The sequence below is a fragment of the Paenibacillus sp. MAH-35 genome, from assembly GCF_058135425.1.
In genome coordinates this window covers 22424-40235 of record NZ_JBYUPU010000014.1, presented here as the reverse complement: position 1 = coordinate 40235, position 17812 = coordinate 22424, and the positions used below count along the sequence as shown (strand labels likewise).

The following is a 17812-nucleotide window of genomic DNA, read 5'->3' as shown; positions in this document are numbered from 1 at the left end:
TCTCCGCTATCGGTCCTGGGCAGCACCGCAGATTCGGATCGGCCGCCCGCCTGTTCTTCGCTATAACGACTCCGGACGTTTGTCGCTGGCCGGCTGAATGAAATATTCTCTCGACAGCTTTACGACCCGGCGATTCGGCCTGCGGATCAGAACCGATTCATCGTCCCAAGCGACGACAATTCCCCTCACATCGTTTTCGGGGCTGGCATCCCGCACTACGCGCACTTTCATACCTTCTACACGAAAAGCGTCCAGCTGTTCATCCGTTATCATCACAAGTCCTCCCTTGTCTTCTTCGTTGACGATAAAAAAAGGACCCAAATGCCGAAACATTCAGGTCCCTCAAGCGACGCTATGATCGACGGAATTAACCGACATGTTCCTTCGAATCGTTTTTCTCGAACCATTCGTCAAGCACTTTGCCCGACATGACCCGACTTTCGATATAATCCGCCTGCTGCTGAGAAAATTGAGTTTTCCACTCGATGTCCAGCTCGTTGCATAGTTTGACGATCGTTAGGAGCTCGGACCAAGCCACATAACGTTTGTACCAGAAAAACTGAGGATGCTCGATCATATAGGGATACAAATCATCGAACTCCGTGTGCTTGCAGTCAAGAGCGCGTTCGAAATGAACTTTGGATTCCGACAGTTTCGTCATCAGAAACTCACTTGACAAGTGCTCTTTCCCCATATTGTACCCTCCTCCCATTCGCCTTCATTCATTATATCGAAAAAACGGCGGGGAGAAAAGACTCCAAATCCTCTCACTGCGATTCAAATTGTACGGCGCCGCCTTCCAGCGACTTGATGGAGACGATCGATTCGAACCGGTAGCCCATCTCGCGGATCAGTCTGGCGCCGGCCTGGAAGCTCTTCTCGACGACGACTCCGACTCCCGCCAGTTCCGCTTCCGCCCGCTCCAATATGCGGATCAGTCCGCGCGCTGCATCCCCGTTTGCGATAATATCGTCGATGAGCAGTACCCGGTCCTGGCTCGACAACACATTCTTGGAGATGAGAATATCCGTAACGATGCCCTTCGTAAAGGAAGGCACCCGTTCGCACCATACTTCCCCGTCGGTCGTGAGCGTTTTTTTGCGGCGAGCGAAGACGAGCGGTACGCCCAGCTCCAGCGCAGTCGCGAAAGCGACGGTAATGCCGGACGATTCGATCGTTAATACTTTTGTAATCCGTTCTTCTTTAAACCGGCGGGCAAATTCTTGGCCGATCTCCATAATAAGCTTCGGGTCCACCTGATGATTAAGCAGAGCGTCCAGCTGAAGCGTCTGATTCGACAAAATTACGCCTTGCTCCGCGATCCGTTGTTTTAAAATATCCATACGTCTTTCCTCCGTTAAAATAGGTCTTGGACTAACGTACCATAACGGGGTTCGCACATTCAAGAGAGGGAATAGGGGAAGCTTGGTCTTCAAACAAAAAAAACATAAGATTTCCGGCAAATGATGCAACTTTTTACCAGTTCAAACCGTCTTACTAGTATGAGAAAATAAATCATTGCTAGGGTGTTTCGTCCCGAAGTTTCCGTGGTAATATCCAAATGAATGAGCTCCACGGTGAATGAACGACATGCGGAACGTAAAGCAACGATCGGATTGGATTACCCGCATTATTCCGGCTCATTTAGGCTTTGTCAAATCCGGAACACAGTCGTACCCTAGTAGTGGCTCCGTCTCCATGCGGAGGAAAGGAAGATCATCATGACAAAACGCCGCTACGTCCGTTTTTGGCTGGCCGCCGCCATGGTAAGCGCACTTGTGGCCGGCTGCAACACCACAAAACCTGCTGCAACCAATCCGGAGGCATCCGGGTCCGCACCCCGGTTCGGACAAGAACCGGTCATCCCCCAGCCTACCGGCAACGGGCCGAATGTGACGGGGGATATTACTAAACCGGAAGACAGCGGTGCAACTACGGTTGCCGTAGAGCCGCAGACTCCGCCCAAGGTAACGCCGCCTCCAACTGACAAGAAAGTGGAAACGTCGTCCGATACGAAGCCCCCCGCCTCGAAGCCGGATTCCAGCACGCTTCAATACGACGCCAAAAAGCCCGCATTGATGGGAGTCCGTCTGACCGACTCGAAACCCTCGGTGAAGCAGAAGCTCGGCGATCCCGTTTCCGAATTCGTGATGGAGGACGAGAAAGATCCGATCGACGTTCAGGAGTACGACGGGTTTTCCATCGGCTTCAACTCCAAAGGTTTCGTTGAATTTATCGAGATTACTTCCAAAGACGTCAACCCGGGACTAAACGGCCTTCGGCTCGGCCAGAAAGTAAAAGATGCCGAGACGGCTCTCGGCAAACCCGATACGAATACAACCTATGCCCTGCATTACAAAGCGGGCGGTACGATACTGAAGCTGGACATCGACAAGAAAACGGAAGCGATCACGTCGATCAAACTGTTTGCAGACCGGAAATAACAGGTTTGCCTAGCCGGGCAGAATCGGCAAACGGCCTTCTCCAATCGGAGAAAGGCCGTTTTATTTTGCGTGAAGCCAGGTCGATTTTGAGGAAAGCTCTGTCGGTGCCAGGTCCCGCCCTCCTAGCGGCGAATCTGCATCCGCCTGCGGAAATCTTCGAACAGTCATGCCGGACGGTCCGTCCACATACCCTTGTACTATAGCCAAATGTAGTTTAGGGGGAGATGGGATGCCGTCATGGGGCAGAGCGGTACAAATCGCATTTACGTATGTCGGCACGATCGTCGGCGCTGGCTTTGCGACCGGGCAGGAGATTTTGCAGTTTTTTACGAAATACGGGGCGGCGGCCACCGCAACCATAGGGATAGCCGGCCTGCTGTTCGTCTGGCTCGGTACGAAAATGATGCTGCTCGCCCGTTCCATCCGGGCGGTTTCCTACGAAGATTTGAACAAGCATCTGTTCGGCACGAAAGTCGGCGAATGGTTCAGCTTGTTCACGCTCGTCATGCTGTTCGGCATAACGACGGTCATGCTGGCCGGAGGAGGCTCCGTTTTTAACGAGCATTTTCATCTGTCGTATCAGGCCGGACTGCTGCTGACCCTATTCCTCGCATACTGGATTATTACAAAAGGACTGCAAGCGATCGTGACCGTAAACAGTATCGTTGTACCGCTTATGATCGTATTTTGCCTGCTTGTCGTCTGGTCAACGGCGGGCTCGCCGAACGCCGGCAATTGGCTGACGCTCGGCAGCGACCGTTCGGCACTTCAAATCTGGACCGCACCGCTCTTGTACGCCTCTTATAATCTGGCGACCGCGCAAGCGGTTCTCGTCCCGCTCGGAGCTTCGGCGCCGGACCGCAAGTCGATTATTCGCGGCGGCATCATCGGCGGCATTCTGATTACGTTCATGATGCTTGCCGGCCATGTTGCGCTTGCTTCCCAGATGCCGGGCATCGCTCAATATGAAATCCCGATGGGCCAACTGATCGCGAGGCTGGGCGGCGCCGTACAATTGCTGTTCGTAGGTGTCATTTTCGGCGAAATCTTTACAACCTACATCGCCAACGTCTACGGGCTTATGCTGCAAATTCGCGAACGTACCGGCTGGGCGGCCAAGCCGATCATCGCCGTCATCCTGGCCGGTACGTACTTGATCGGACAAATCGGCTTCAGCAAGCTGCTCTCGACGTTGTATCCGCTATTCGGCCTGCTCAGCTTGATCTGGTTTGTGCGGATGATCGCCGGCCGGCATCAGTCGGCCCGTTAGCCGAAGCACCATCGCCAGCCTCACGAACGTAAACAGCATGCCAAGAAAGCTAAAAATAAAGCCGCACAACAAATAAGCAAAATGATAGTCCGGGTACAGGTCGCGGTCTTTGGACACCCCTACCAGATTGACGATCAGAAATACGGCTCCGAAGCCGAACAGAAAAAGCGCCGAATAATCCGCAACCGTCCACCGCAGAAACCAGCTCCAGGGCGGTGCCCCGGCTTCTTGCACAGCCAGCTCGCGACCGTCGGCCGCTTCCGCGGTTTGCGCCTTAACCTGATTTTTGCGGGTGGCGAAAAACGCCCAGGCGGTAAATACAGCGGCCCCGGTTACGAACAACCCGACGATACTTGCAAATATGGCTAAAGGAAGAAACATGCCCTCTCTCCTTTCCAAATACGTGCTCTAAGCTTCATTCATAAGCCGTGTTAAACCCTCATCAGCATATAAACCATCCACCAGACGAAACCGAAGGTGATGAGCGGCAATGCAATCAGCAGATACGGAATTGCCGCCAAAGGCAAAAACGAGGCGCGCCGCCATATGTACCGATCCAGCAGACGGAGCCAGAGCGCCTTCTCCATGAAAACGACCGCAGACTCGGAAGCGGTCACCTGGTTGTTCTCGCCGACCTCCAGCTTCCCTTTTTTCCAGCCTACCCGGTATGTAATCTCCCTGGCCCGCGGCTGTTTCCTCGGTTGTTCTTCCATCGTCGATCCCTCCATTTCCGTGCCGACCTTCTGGTTTATTGTACAATACCCGCTCTCCCTTGTCTTCGAAAAATTCGGTTGACGAAACACAAATCCGGGCGTATAGTGGGATCAACTTTTGGAACGCATACCGGAAGGGGACGCTTCATCATGTGGCTCGCATACTCGGTTTTGGCTGCCGTATGCTTTGGATTCAGAGGAATATTGTATCAGTGGACTTCGCAAAAGCCGATCGAGCGCAACTTGATGCTGCTTGGCGTTTACTTGTCCGGAGCGGTCGTCTCCGTCTCGGCCGCCGCCATGTTAGGTCAATCGTACACCCCGGCCGTATGGACCGGGGCTTTTATGGGCTTTTTCTCATTTATATCGAACGCCGCGATCTACAAAGGATTTGCGGTCGGCAAAGCATCGCTGGTCGCCGTATTCACCGCTCTAACTCCGATTGTAGTCGCTTCCCTGTCGTATGTCCGTTGGGGAGAAAGCTTAAGTCCCATGCAGGCGGTCGCCTTTGCCGTCATTCTGGCCGGTATCGTCATTATCCGGTACTCCAGCGATTTGTCGTGGAAAAACTTGCAGGGCGTTCAATGGGCGCTCCTCGCCATGGTTACGTTCGGCATTACCGACGTCGCTTCCAAGCAGGCGATGCTGTGGCAGGCCGACAAACTTCCTACGCTGGTCATCATGTACGGCACGGGAGCGGTCCTGTTTTTCCTGTTATGGTATGGGGGCAAGCTGAAGGAGCGAAGAATGGTCAGTCGGGCCAAGCAAGAGGTTGCCGTCGCTTCGCTCGGCGGTGAGATGCACCCGAAAGCGGGTACGGCCGCTTTTCGGGAGAAACAGCAGGCGGCGAACTGGCCGGTCGCCAAAACGATCGGCTGGGGCGGAATCGTCGGACTCAGCAACATTTCGGGCATGGTTTTCATCATGCAAGCTTTTTCGCTCGGCATTACGGGTCTCGTCTCGGCCGTCGTGACGACGAACGTACTGCTCATCCTGCTGTACGCGCGGATCGTTCTGAAGGAGCGCTGGTCGCTTCACCAAATCATCGGGATTTGCTGCGCGCTTGCCGGCGTGCTTGGACTTAGGCTGTTGGAGTAGTGGCCGGGGACCGGTTATAGGTTTTGAGGGTTGTAGAGGTTGTAGGGTTGTAGGGTTGCTGGGGTGCTTCTGTTAAAATAACAGGTACAAACGAGGCTGTCGATTCATTGTGTAGAAGTGTTAGCGGGCCGTTCCAAGTGAAAAGTTACCTTCTTCTACTCAAACAGGTTGTCTATAATGAATCGACAGCCTCACAAACCACCCTTATTCCGCTCCCGGGCGGTGCTCAGCGTCGCATGACGGCTAACAACCACAAGGACCGGCTTGCCCCTCACGGGACGAGCCGGTCCTTGCGCCGCGCCTGCTTACAGCCGGATCACCTGCAGCCCCGGAATTGCGGCAGCGGCGGCTTCCGTCACATGGCTATGGCATGTGAAGAGCAGCAGCTGTCTGCGTGCGGATAGCTCGGGTAGCAGCTCCAGGCAGCGGCGGAGACGATCCGCGTCGAAATTGACGAAGACGTCGTCCATGATAAAAGGCAGCGAAGCGGACGGTGCCGTCTCATCGGCGAGCGCGAACCGCATCGCGAGATACAGCTGCTCCGCCGTTCCGCGGCTCAGCTTGGAGGAATCGACCGGTTCGCCCAAGCCGGTCACGGCGACCAGACGTTTTTCGCCGACAGGTGCGATGACCCGGGTGTACCGCTGTCCGGTCAACGCGGCCATATAGTCCGATGCCCGCCGGAGTACGGCAGGCTGCCGCTCCGTCTCGTACAGCTTCCGCGTATGCGCGAACAGCTTTCCGGCCATCGCATGAACCGCCCAGCGGCGCATCTGCTGGCGGAGCTCCGTCTCCGTCTCTTGAACGCGCTGCAGCTTGTCGGCATGGTCGCGGCCGGATTCCAGCCGTTCCATCTCCCCTCTCAGCCTTCCCCTGCGGTCTCTCCGCTCATCGAGCTTACGCTCCAGCTCCTCTTGCAAACTGCCAAGCCGTTCGAGCTCCCGCCGCAGCTCCTCCGGCGGCTGCCGCATCGCCTCCAGCGCCTCGTCCCGCCGGTCCTTTCCAAGCATCGAGTCGAGCGTCAACAAAAGCTCCTCCCGCTCCCGCGAGAGCAGACTTCCCTCTTCATGAAGCCGGGCCCGTTCGCGGAACTGCTGCTCATCGGCCGCTCCGGCTTCCTGCCAAAGCCCGCCGATCTGTTCCCGGACCCGGGCCAGCTTGTCCCCGATCAGCCGGATCGCGTCCCGCAGCAGCTCGGCTTCGCGGGCCAGCCTCTCCCGCTCCGCAAACGCCGCCGCCTCCTTCTCCGCTTCCGCCTTGCGGCGTTTCAGCTCGAAAAGCGGATCGGCTTCCGAAGCCGTACCGCACACGTCGGCCGTCTCCCGCTCGAATGCCGACGCTTCCGCTTCCATATCTGCAAGCCGCCGCAAGCTGGCATCACGGCGCAGCAGCAGCTGTTTGCCCTGCTCGCAGACGAGAAGCCATTCTGCCGCTCCGTCCGGGCGCAGTCCGCCGGAGATGCCGCGCTGGCCCAGCCAGCCTTCCCACTCCGCCTGCCACGCCGCAAGACGGCTCTCCGCTTCGTCCAGACGCTCCGTGGCAGCCTTGGACGCTTCGCGTAGACGGGCGGCGTCCGAAGCAGCTTCCGCATACCGATTCTCCCGCTGCTCCAGCTCGATCCGCGCCTGAAGCCAAACTTCCCCGGCAAAACGCGCTTCGGCGAGCCAGTCGTCCGGCAGCAGCGTCCCTGTCCCTGTACCTGCTGTCCCCGGGCGGCGATCTGCGGATGCCGCAGCAGCCTCGGCAACACGGCTAATTAACGGCACCGCCCAGCTCCGGGTCCGCTCCAGAATCGTCCGCTCCAACCCGGCCAGCTGCCTGTCCAGCTCCGCTCTCTCCTCCAAAAAGGCATTGCCGGAACGATCATAAGACCGAGAACGTTCCCCGCTCGAAGCTCCTGCCAGCTTCCAGGCATACAGCGATATAACGGCAAAAACCAGCAGATTCAGCACAGACAGTACGGTCTCTCCCCGAATCCACAGTACCGCGGAAAGCACAACACCGGTCACGACCGGCACCAGTCTCAGCCAGAGGAGGCTTCCCCCCGGTATCCCGCCAGGCTGCCGCCTGCCCGCGGAACGGCCGCCTGCAGCGGAAGGCGCCTCCATCTGCAGCCGCCGGTAATCGTCCTCCCGCTGCCGCAGATGACGCATCTCTTGGCGGAGCCGGCTCCACTCCGCATAATCCGCGCCAAGCCGCTCCAGCTTGCGCCGCATCGCTTCCGCGGACGGCTCCCATAGGAGGGCCTCGGGGCCGCTTGCAGTCGATCTTGCGCTCGCGCCTGTTCGTATGCCTGTACCTATTCCTGCGCCTGCACCTGCGCCTGCTCCGGCACCAGTCCCGGCCGCCTCAAGCTCCTGCCGCGCCTGATCCGCCCTCCGCTCCGCCGCTTCCAGCTCCCGCGACGCGCGATTCGCTTCAGCGCGGGCGAGCTCGGCTTCGCCCCGGAGCTGCGCATGCTGCTCCTTGGCGTCCCGCAGCCGCTCCCGGTCCGATACGGACAGCGGGTACGACGCCAGCTCGGCGTCCGTCCAGCCGACGTCTAGCCGCTCCAGCGCCTGGTTCACCCCGCGCCCGAGCGACTCCGCTTCCTCGCGCTGCGCGGCGATCGCGGCTTTCGCGTCGCGGTACAAGCCGGCTCTCTCGAGCAGCGCCTCGAGCTTCGGACGCGATTCGAGCAGCGCCTGATCCGGCTGGAACGCGCCAATCGCCCGTTCCGCCTGCCCGAGCTTCGCTTTCGCTTCCTGCCGCTGTTCCAGCAGCCGCTCCTGCTCCGTGCGCATCGCCTCGAATCGAGACAAAGCGCCGTGCGGAAACTTCTCCGGCGGAGGCAGCTCCCCAAGCCTGCGCTTCACGGCCTCCAGCCTAAGCCCGTGGTCGCGGGCACGCAGCCACCTCTCCAGGCTCGCCGCCTTCTGACGCACTGTACGAAGCTGCTCGTCCGCCTCCCGGATATCCCGATCGGCGCCCTCCAGCTCCTCTATCCATTTCCGGTATAACGCCAAACTCTCCTTACTTCTTCGAAGATCGGCCTGTTCCTGCTCCCACCGTTTCAGCAGCAAGTTCAGCTCCTGGGTTTTGCCGCGGGGCCGGTACAGCCGGTCCATATCCTGCGCGAGCTTTCGTTCCGCGGACAGAATCGCCCCTCCACCCGCTCCCCAGCCGGCGTTGTACAAATAAGCGGCCACTTCCTCGGATTGCAGCGTGCCGAGCTCCTGCAGCTCCGTCAAGCTAAAGGCAAAGACGCTGCGGAACAGCTCGCCCTGCACGCCTCCCAGCAAGGCGCGCAGCGCCGCTTCGTCTTCCGCCGGGCTGCTTGGCCCGGACGCCGGGACATGATGAGCGCCTCGGTGCAGCCGGGTTAATCGCACCCGGCCGGCGGACGCCGCTTTCCCCCGTCCGCCGGACTCTCCCTGGAACGCTCGCTCGACCAGGATTACGGAGCCATCCGGCAGTTCCAGCGTCAAAGCGCCGCCGTAAGCCCCTCCGAGCGTCGGCTCATATTTGTCCGCACTTGCTCCTCGCGTTGGCTGCCCGAACAGCACGGCGCGAACAAGCGCCATCAGCGTGCTTTTGCCGGCCTCGTTCGGGCCGTAAAACAGCGTGATCGGGCCGTCGAGCTCATAGCGCCGGTCGCGTAACGAGCCGAAGGAATCGAGCCTTATACCGCGAATGTTCATTCGTCCCAGCCCTCCTCTTCGGCGACCAGTCCGAGAGCGAGCGATTCCGCCGCTTTCAGCCACTCCTCCCGTTCGTCCGCAGCCATCGCCTCGGCCAGCGGTCCCGCCTTCGGATGGGCGAACAGAGGCTGGAGCGCCTCCTCGATAAGCGACTTCAGGCTGTCCTCGTCCCCGGTCAGACCTGCCGACAGCTGCAGCATGTCGCCGATAAACCCGTTGCGATCCGCCGCCTGCTTCGGATCGAGCTCGGACGCGGTAGCTACGTCCACGGATTCGATCCAGACGAACGGCGAGTCCGGTTCGGACGATTCCGCCCTCCGGCGCTCCAGCTCCCGGAACTCCTCCGTTAATTCAAGCAGCAGCCCGGGCTTCCGCAGCGTTTTGTGCAAAGGCCCCCGTCCGTTCAGCCGAAAACGGACGATCGCAGGCCGGCCCTCCGACCGCTCCTCGCACAGACGCAACTCTTCCTCCAGCCGGTCGCGCAGCTCCTGCTCCGTTGATAACCCTTCGATCGACACGTTCGCCGTATGCCACCTGACCGCATCAAGCGGGCGGAACGATATCGCCGCGCTTCCGGATTCGGATACGTCCACGATACAGCAGCCGCGCGGCCCCGTCTCGCGGACGCTCCTCCCCTGAATATTGCCCGGATACACGATCGCCGGATTTTCGCTGAGCACGGCCCGTGTATGGATGTGCCCCAGCGCCCAATAGTCGAAGCCCGCCCTTTGCAGTTCCTTTATGGAACATGGCGCATAATTGTCGTGACCCGCATCCCCGTCCACGTTGGCATGAAGCAAGCCGATATTGAACAGCCCCGGCTTGGGGGCTCCGAACCGGGCGAGCGGATTGTCCGTTACGGCGGCGGTCGGGTACGACCACCCGTGTACGCAAGCCAGATCGGCACCCGACCGATCCCGCACTACGAAGGCATCCGCCTGCTCCCCCGACGAAAAAAAACGGACCGTATCCGGCCAGCGCAGCGACGCGCCGTTACCGTCGTCCGGATCGTGATTGCCGTGAATGACGTACACCGGAATGCCCCGCTCCGCCAACAGTCCGACGGCGCTCTGAAACCTCAGCTGCGCCTTAAGCGAACGGTCGGCCGAGTCGTAGACGTCGCCTGCGATCAGAACGAAGTCGGCCCGCTCGGTTACTGCAAGCTCGACCAGATGCCGGAGCGCCCGGAACGTCGATTCGCGTATCCGTTCGCGTATGACGGAAGGCAGCGCCGACAGTCCCTTAAACGGGCTGTCCAAATGCAAATCCGCGGCATGAATGAACCGGAATGATCTCATATAACGTTCTCCCCCTCCGATCCGTGCGAATCTCATAGATACTGACTCCATTGTACAAAGGATCGGATACGGGCACAAGTGTTCTCATCATCTGAAATCCGTTATGGCTTATTGGCCGTGATGACGCCGAGCGAATCTTCCAGCCGCTCCCTCCGAATCTCGTACCCCCAAGCTTCCAGCCGCTCCAGCAGCGGCAGCGGATCGGCGGCCCGCAGCATCGGCTTCGGATAAGCGGTCCGTGCCTCCTCGTGAAAGCGGTCGACGATGACCATCCGCCCTCCGGGACGGAGGACGCGGTCCATCTCCTGGATTGCTGCGAGAAGCTGGCGGCCGTTCAGATGCTGTAAAGCGAAGCTCGATGCGACGAAATGAAACGTGGAATCGAAATAAGGGATCGCCAGCACGTTCCCGAGCTTCGTCTCCACTTCGGGATATTTGCTATTGCAGCGGCGCAGCATCTCCCGCGATTGATCGATTCCCGCCATCCTCGCCCCCCTCGAAGCAAGCAGACCGGCCAGATTGCCGGTGCCGGTTCCCGCATCGAGTCCGCGTTCCCCGGCCGCCGGGGCGATCCGCTCTGCGGCCAGCTCGAGCAGCGGGCGGTACGACGCGCCGAATCCGGTCTCTCCGGCCTCGGAAGCAAGCCGGTCGAACGATTCGGCGAGCACGTCGTAATTCCACATATCTTTCCAGTCCGCGCGCGCAGCCTTCAACTGTTTCACGCCGTCGGCCATCTCCGCCAGATCCGTGCCGGACAATCCTTCCTCGCCCGACGCCCGCTCGATGACCCGCTCCAGCGTCTCAAGCATCTGCCTCGTCTCGACCCACCTGGCGTACATTGCACTCCGCTGCGCCTCCAGAAATTCCAGCACCGCTTCCCCGTCGCCGCTCCCGATATTCCGAAGCACCGGTGCGATGTCGTTCAGGCGGAAGCCGATCTCCTTCAACGAGACGATCGTCTGCAGCTTCCAGGCGTCCTCCTCCGAGAATGTCCGATAACCGTTCGCCCTTTCCTTGGCCGGCTGCACGAGCCCTTTCTGCTCGTAAAATCGGATGGCACGGGCGGATACGTCCAGCCGGTCCGCTATTTCTTTAATCTTCATCTCGCGTCCCTCCTCCGCCCATTGTAAACGTTGACGCTGCGTCAATGTACAGAGCGTTTCTTCCATCAGACGGGCTGTCTGCCGGTCCATACAGCAAAAACCCCGCATCCGAACGGAGCGCTCGTCAGCGGGGTGCAGCCTTGTATCCGGTTGTCGGTTGCGGTTGGTTACCGTTTGCCCATGACGAGGCTGTACTGCTGCTGTAGCTGTCCGATTACCCGGTTCAGCGAATAGGAGCTTTTGGCTTTGAGCCATGCGGAGCGGGCCAACTGGTACCGGTAGTCCGGATCGCTCATTACCTTCTCGAGCGCATCGGCGAGCGCCGCATGATCGTCAACCGGCACGAGCAGCCCGTTCACCCCGTCTTCGATCTGCTCGGACACTCCGCCGACATCGGTGCCTACTAGCGCCAGACAGCATAACGCCGCTTCCGCGAAAACCGAACCGAACGCTTCCGCCCTCGACGGAAGCACGAAAATATCGAAAAACGGCATAAATTCCTCGGGGTGCAGCATATAGCCGTAAAAAATCGTTTCCTCGTATATGTTCAGCTCCACCGCCATCCGCTCCAGCTCCTCGCGGATCGGACCGTCCCCGATCAGATGAAGCACGAACGGGAAGCCGCGCTTCTTAAGCTCCGAGCAAGCCTGAAGCAGAACGTCGATCCCTTTGGCCGGAACAAGGCGGCATACCGAGATCAGCTGGGGAACGGCATTATCGTGAGCGACCGGCCGGAACCTCCGCTCGTCGAAGCCGTTCGGGATGACGCCGATGGCTTCCCCCTTTTGAACATAACCGCCCAAATATTGTTTGAACGACTGCGAGACGGTCACGATGCCGTCGACCTGGTGCTCCAGCTCGCCGTACAGCTTGGTCAGGAACGTTTCCTCCGGGCCCCCCGGCAGGATCTTGCCGTTCAGAATCAGCTCCTTCTCGTAGCTGGAGTGAATCGTAGCCAGCACCGGCGTATCCGGGAACAGCTGCTTCATGGCGAGCGCCGCGATCGGATGATGGGCATGGATGAGATCGTACCGCTTCCGGATGCGCATCCGGGTCCACCACACGTAATCTTTGAAGGTTTGAATGTATTTGTCGACGACCGGGTTGCCCGCATACTTCCGCCAATCGAACGTTTCGAAGCGGACCTCCTCCGTCCCTTTGGCACGAATTCTCTTCGGGAGCGAGAACAGCTCCATCTCCCACCCTTTATCCAAAAACGAATGCTGAATATACGGAATCATGGATGATACCCCTCCGGGCTGTTCCGGAGGGAAAAACAACGCTTGCAGCATGTTCATCTCGCTAGTCTCTCCCATATGGTGAATGATGGTCTAAGCAGTCGAAATTCGCCGTCCCTTGGCTCGGGATACGGCACCTGCAGAAACTTCGGATACAAACAAAAAAGTGTCCGTCGATGTTTATTCGTTCTGATGATATAATGTAGTCGAATCGAGTCGAATGAACGGAGGCCATTGTGAGTTTATCTGCGCTTTTTATCGGAACGTACGCCCAGGTGTATTCGTATACCGGCATTCTGGTCATTCTGATCATGATTCTGGTCATGTCGGTTCGCCTGTTCACCAGCCGCCGGCGCAAAGCCTACTTGTCGCTGACGGTAGCGGTATTCGCTTTTGTTGTAGAATATGTGCTGCAAATCGCGCTTGCGCTCACTCCCGACAAGCCAGCCGGCTGGGCCGACCTCTTCGTACAGACGCTGGAGGTCGCCGCCTTCGTGATGATCAACCGGGCGATCTACCAGCTATATAATTCCACAAAAAGTCGTCATCACCTTTATTTTTATTTTACGCTGATCGTTACGGTTCTGCTAGCCGCATTCCGGATCAATGTGCCGCGCTTGTTCGCCGGGTCTCCAGAGCAGATCGCCACGCTCGAGCAGATCGGCCTCGATCTGTTTCTGCTGCTGATCCTGTTCGTCTGTTATTTGACGATTCCCGACCGGATCGGGCAAGCGCGGACGTACAAGTTCGGACTGTTTGTCTTTTTTATCGTCCATTTGTCGCACCTAGTCAATCTGTATATGATGGAAGAACCTCACGTCTTCCTTACGCTGACCGAGCTGTATGTGCCGCTGCTGTATTATTTTATCTTGTTCCTGCTGCTGTTCGAACGAATCGTCGAGTTGATGCAGGCCAGCTACCGCTCCTCCATAACGGACGGCTTGACCGGGTTGTATAACCGCCGGTTTTTGCTCGGCCGGGCGGCGCAATATATCAAGCACGGCTACACGGTGTCGGTGCTGTTCAGCGATATCGACAATTTCAAGAAGCTCAACGATACGCTCGGCCATCAGGCCGGCGACGAAGCGTTAAAGGACGTAGCGAACATCATGATCGAGGAAAGCGAAGAGATCGGGATTGCCGGCCGGTTCGGAGGCGAAGAGATGGTCATTCTCGTAACCGACTCCTCCGTAGATATGGCCAAGTTCGCCGAGAAAGTGCGGGCGCGCATCGAGAGCGATGCGGGAGTGACGGTCAGCGTCGGCTACACCAAGTCCCGCAAAGGGATAACGGCCGAGCAGCTGGTTGCGCAGGCGGATCAGGCGATGTACGCAGCAAAAACGACCGGCAAAAACAAAGTGGTCAAATATGCCTCGAATATGCCGGCCGCCTCCAAACATGCGCAGTCCGCCGAGCGGTAACACACCCAGCCCTGGTCGGACCCGGGAACATCCGGAGATGCACATCTCCGCTATAAAAAAAGGCTGGGGCGGGCCGTCGGCCGACGCCTTGCCTCCTCGGGACAAGCTCAGAATGGTACGGGAGGACTCCTGCGATCTACATAACCACTCCAAAGCCGCGATTGCGGCTTTTTTTGGTTTCAATTTCACGAAACCGAAACCGGGCACGTTGCGCCCGCAGGATAAGCGGTCGCCTACGCTGCAGGTCGCACGCGATGAACAGCTTTGTTCAGCCGGATCTTTTTTACGCGGCAGGCTTCTATCTCGGTCCGGCTCCCCTACGGTTAATCCCCGCTCCACCCCCGGTTCGCCTTCCGCTGCAGCAAAAAACTTTTCTCCGGCCTCATCGGCGAGTATAATAATCATGTTCTTGTTAGAGAAAGGTTGACGCCTTCTTGTGCATTTTAACGAACTCTAACAGCGACTAGCCCCGATACCGAAGGAGAAAAAACGGAATGATACAGCTCCCTCCCCTTTATATAGACCGGATTCGCTCCCAACTGGGGGATGACGCCGGCGCTTTCCTGCAAACCTACGAACTGCCCCGTCTGCTCGGGCTCAGACTGAATCCGCTAAAAGCGACAACGGGGCGACTTACAGACGATCCGCGGCTGGACCCGATATTCCGTCAGTTCGGCCTTAGCCCGGTACCGTGGTGTCCGGACGGTTACTATTATGAAGAGTCGGTCAGACCCGGGAAGCATCCGTTCCATCAAGCGGGCATTTATTATATTCAAGAGCCGTCCGCGATGTCTTCCGCCGAGCTGCTCGATCCGCAGCCCGGAGACATCGTTCTCGACCTGGCCGCCGCTCCCGGCGGCAAAACGACGCAAATCGCAGGCAAGCTGGGCAACCGCGGCGTTCTGATCGCCAACGAAATCCACCCGGCCCGGGCCAAAATATTGTCCGAAAACGTGGAACGGATGGGCGTCGCAAACGCCGTCGTCACGAGCGCGTCGCCGGACGAGCTGGCCCGCAAGTTTCCCGCCGCGTTCGATAAGATTATGCTGGACGCCCCTTGCTCCGGAGAAGGAATGTTCCGCAAAGCTCCGGACGCCGTCGCCGAATGGTCACCGGACCATGTACGGATGTGCGCCGACCGCCAGCTGGACATTCTGGAATCCGCAGCGTTGATGCTGAAGCCCGGAGGAGCGCTCGTTTACTCTACCTGTACGTTTAACCGCGAAGAAAACGAAGACGTCCTCGAACGGTTTACGCAAGCCCACCCGGCCTTCTCGGTACTAAAAATCGAGCGGCTGTGGCCTCACCGGGTTCGCGGAGAAGGGCATTTCGCGGCTTTGCTGCGCAAAAGCGGGGACAGCGCAGCACCTGTCTCTTCCGGCTCCCGCAACAATCAGGGCCGACGCGGCAAGGGCGGGGCGGAACCGCCGGATAAGCTTCTGCGGGAAGCCGTAAAGCTCGCGGACGCGATGATGAAGGAGACGGTTCCGGGCTTCGAACCGCCGCAGGGCGAGCCCGTCCTGTTCGGCGATCAGCTGTACGTGCTTCCGGCGGCTCCCGGCCTGAAGCTCTCGGCAGCCGATCTGAACGGCCTCAAGACGCTACGGCCGGGACTTCATCTCGCCCATATCAAAAAAAACCGCGCCGAGCCCGCTCATTCGTTGGCACTCGCCGTCACAGCCGGCATGTGCCGGCATACCGCCGACTACGCTGCGGACAGCCCCGAGCTCAGCGGCTACTTGAGAGGCGAGACGATCGCCGCCGCAGACGATTTACCGGGGTGGACAGCGGTAACGGTCGAAGGCTTCCCGCTGGGGTGGGGCAAGGCGAGCGGCGGACAGATCAAAAACCATTTGCCAAAAGGGCTGCGCATTCCGGGCTGAATTCGATCAACGCCCCTCTTTCCGTCTTCGGCAGCCGGTCGTAAAAAACGGGCACCTCCCGATCAACCGGAGATGCCCGTCTGCGCCGCGAACGGAAATCACCGGCTTAATGCAGCGTTTCCGTACCGAACCATATTTCATCGATTCGTTTGTTGTTCACCAGCATCGTCAAGTTAAGCGACCGGCATTCCCGTTCTTTATCGAGCTCCCGCATAAGCAGCATCCCGATCAGCTCCCGGTCCTCCGGGCTTTCCGGATGACGGAAATCGATAAAGCCGGTCAGCTCGCAGCTGCTGGTGTCGACGGTCGCCTGACCGACCGGCAGTCCGCCGTGAGACTGCTCATACAAGTCGTAGGTTAGCGTATCTCCGTCGTCCCGGACCAGAATGACCGAATAGTTGTTTCCGCTATCCGGCTCCGGCATCACCAGCTCCGGCTCCAGTTCCAGTTCCCTGTCTGCCAGCCAGCCGTGCTCATCAAGCAAGTCCTCGTGCGTCAGCTCGATCGTCTCGACGATCCTGTCGTCGAATTTCATATTGAGCACGAACGTGTCGACTTCGTCGGGATTAAAATCGGATACGATCAGATCGGCCAAATGTTCGGTCGCCTCGTCCGAAGGTTCGACCTTCCATTCGATCTCCCCGACCACATCCGCTCCGAATAAACGGACCGTCGATTCCGCAAGCAGATCTCCGTCGCGATCGTACAGATGGTATTCGACCCGGTTGCGGGTTTCCCCGATAATAACCAGCTCCCAGTCCATGTTCCCGAACCGGGAAACCATCTCCATCGTATCGATCTCGTCCGGATCGATATCGGTAACCTCCAGGTCCTCGTCATCGTGGAACCGGACTGGGTCATATCGTCCGTACGGGTCCTCCTCGCCGGACTCGGAAGACAGGAGGTGTTCGTAAGCGCTGCAGGTAACGATCACTTCGCACTCCCGGACTTGCAGCGCATCCGCCAACTGCCTAACGTAATCTTTGGCGGCGCGGAGCGCGAGGTTCTCCGAGACGGCGGATAACGACTCGCTATCGAGCTGAATCGAGCCGGACAATCGCTGGCCTTCCCGGTATACCAGGGTCATCGCTCCGACGAATGTACCATCGAGTAGGAGTTCGGTTACTTCTCCGCCGGCCGTTTTCAGGTCAGGCCTATAGGTGATCGCTGCCACTTTGATCTGTCCCCTTTCGGTAAAATCCCATTTCCCCCTTTATTATCCTAAGCGCGCCTAATTTCTATGCGTACGGGCAAATGTCCAGTCCTTTGTGTGTCCGTCGCCATATGTTATTTGTATACCGGGTGCGTAACCTTACAGTCAATGCCCACCGGCACCTGCATGGAAGCGCAGGGCGCATCCGGGAATACAATCACTAGGGGAGGAATTGCAATGTCTGGAGTTGGAGGACTTGTCACGTCGACTGGCGTTATTCTTGTTCTGTTCATCCTGTTGGTGATCGTATCCCGTCCGTTCATCTACTAATTTCGGGCTCTGTCCACATTCGCTTACGAAGAGACAGCAAATAAGATCGCCCTCTTGGCAGTAACACTGCCCCCGAAAGCGCGGTTGTGCTCCGCAACGAACGGCCGCCGCTTTTGGGGGAGCTCCGTTCGTCACAGGAAACGGCAACGCCTGTGTTCCTGTATAACCAAAAAGGATTGGC

At 58.5% G+C, this 17812-nt stretch carries 16 protein-coding genes; 6 read left to right on the top strand and 10 right to left on the bottom strand.

Going from position 1 to position 17812, the window contains the following annotated elements; translation table 11 throughout:
* Positions 1-60 precede the first annotated feature (60 nt).
* The 3 genes from AC3Y2E_RS16845 to AC3Y2E_RS16835 all read right to left on the bottom strand — a co-directional run bounded on the left by AC3Y2E_RS16845 (position 61) and on the right by AC3Y2E_RS16835 (position 1343).
* Complete coding sequence (locus AC3Y2E_RS16845) at positions 61-273, bottom strand: hypothetical protein (protein WP_379212483.1); 213 nt, start codon at positions 271-273, stop codon at positions 61-63.
* A gap of 94 nt (positions 274-367) precedes the next feature.
* Complete coding sequence (locus tag AC3Y2E_RS16840; protein ID WP_379212311.1) at positions 368-694, bottom strand: hypothetical protein; 327 nt, start codon at positions 692-694, stop codon at positions 368-370.
* A gap of 73 nt (positions 695-767) precedes the next feature.
* Positions 768-1343, bottom strand: coding sequence for a xanthine phosphoribosyltransferase (locus AC3Y2E_RS16835; protein ID WP_379212309.1), 576 nt, complete (start codon positions 1341-1343; stop codon positions 768-770).
* A gap of 378 nt (positions 1344-1721) precedes the next feature.
* Here AC3Y2E_RS16835 and AC3Y2E_RS16830 point away from each other — a divergent pair, with 378 nt between their 5' ends.
* Positions 1722-2444 (top strand): hypothetical protein, encoded by a 723-nt coding sequence (locus AC3Y2E_RS16830; protein ID WP_379212307.1) that lies wholly within the window; start codon positions 1722-1724, stop codon positions 2442-2444.
* A 229-nt stretch (positions 2445-2673) separates the two neighbouring features.
* Positions 2674-3714 carry a YkvI family membrane protein gene (locus tag AC3Y2E_RS16825; RefSeq protein ID WP_379212305.1) on the top strand — a complete coding sequence of 347 codons (1041 nt, stop codon included), beginning with the start codon at positions 2674-2676 and terminating at the stop codon, positions 3712-3714.
* Here the strand turns inward: AC3Y2E_RS16825 and AC3Y2E_RS16820 are convergent.
* Positions 3646-4095, bottom strand: coding sequence for a hypothetical protein (locus tag AC3Y2E_RS16820; RefSeq protein WP_379212303.1), 450 nt, complete (start codon positions 4093-4095; stop codon positions 3646-3648). The genes AC3Y2E_RS16825 and AC3Y2E_RS16820 overlap by 69 nt on opposite strands.
* Before the next feature lie 50 nt (positions 4096-4145).
* Positions 4146-4427: a hypothetical protein gene (locus tag AC3Y2E_RS16815; RefSeq protein WP_379212301.1), complete on the bottom strand. Its 282-nt coding sequence runs from the start codon at positions 4425-4427 to the stop codon at positions 4146-4148.
* Positions 4428-4577: 150 nt separating this feature from the next.
* Between AC3Y2E_RS16815 and AC3Y2E_RS16810 the strand changes: the two genes are divergently transcribed.
* Positions 4578-5525: an EamA family transporter gene (locus AC3Y2E_RS16810; RefSeq protein ID WP_379212299.1), complete on the top strand. Its 948-nt coding sequence runs from the start codon at positions 4578-4580 to the stop codon at positions 5523-5525.
* 305 nt (positions 5526-5830) lie between these two features.
* Here the strand turns inward: AC3Y2E_RS16810 and AC3Y2E_RS16805 are convergent, their stop codons facing one another.
* From AC3Y2E_RS16805 to AC3Y2E_RS16790, 4 genes are all read right to left on the bottom strand, one after another.
* Positions 5831-9205, bottom strand: a complete 3375-nt coding sequence (locus AC3Y2E_RS16805) for an ATP-binding protein (protein ID WP_379212297.1) — start codon at positions 9203-9205, stop codon at positions 5831-5833.
* Positions 9202-10503, bottom strand: coding sequence for a metallophosphoesterase family protein (locus AC3Y2E_RS16800; RefSeq protein ID WP_379212295.1), 1302 nt, complete (start codon positions 10501-10503; stop codon positions 9202-9204). The genes AC3Y2E_RS16805 and AC3Y2E_RS16800 overlap by 4 nt, the downstream gene beginning before the upstream one ends.
* 101 nt (positions 10504-10604) lie before the next feature.
* On the bottom strand, positions 10605-11606 hold the full coding sequence (locus AC3Y2E_RS16795) for a MerR family transcriptional regulator (RefSeq protein WP_379212293.1): 1002 nt from the start codon (positions 11604-11606) through the stop codon (positions 10605-10607).
* 167 nt (positions 11607-11773) lie between these two features.
* Positions 11774-12904 carry a glycosyltransferase family 4 protein gene (locus tag AC3Y2E_RS16790; RefSeq protein ID WP_379212291.1) on the bottom strand — a complete coding sequence of 377 codons (1131 nt, stop codon included), beginning with the start codon at positions 12902-12904 and terminating at the stop codon, positions 11774-11776.
* A gap of 176 nt (positions 12905-13080) precedes the next feature.
* On the opposite strand from AC3Y2E_RS16790, the gene AC3Y2E_RS16785 reads away from it, so the two are divergent.
* Positions 13081-14265, top strand: a complete 1185-nt coding sequence (locus AC3Y2E_RS16785) for a GGDEF domain-containing protein (RefSeq protein WP_379212289.1) — start codon at positions 13081-13083, stop codon at positions 14263-14265.
* A gap of 494 nt (positions 14266-14759) precedes the next feature.
* On the top strand, positions 14760-16148 hold the full coding sequence (locus tag AC3Y2E_RS16780; protein ID WP_379212287.1) for an RsmF rRNA methyltransferase first C-terminal domain-containing protein: 1389 nt from the start codon (positions 14760-14762) through the stop codon (positions 16146-16148).
* Positions 16149-16254: 106 nt separating this feature from the next.
* Here AC3Y2E_RS16780 and AC3Y2E_RS16775 read toward each other — a convergent pair whose 3' ends face one another.
* Positions 16255-17322: a hypothetical protein gene (locus tag AC3Y2E_RS16775; protein WP_379212285.1), complete on the bottom strand. Its 1068-nt coding sequence runs from the start codon at positions 17320-17322 to the stop codon at positions 16255-16257.
* Positions 17323-17538: 216 nt separating this feature from the next.
* Between AC3Y2E_RS16775 and AC3Y2E_RS16770 the strand changes: the two genes are divergently transcribed.
* Positions 17539-17631 carry a sporulation protein YjcZ gene (locus AC3Y2E_RS16770; RefSeq protein ID WP_190931046.1) on the top strand — a complete coding sequence of 31 codons (93 nt, stop codon included), beginning with the start codon at positions 17539-17541 and terminating at the stop codon, positions 17629-17631.
* The last annotated feature ends 181 nt before the right edge of the window (positions 17632-17812 follow it).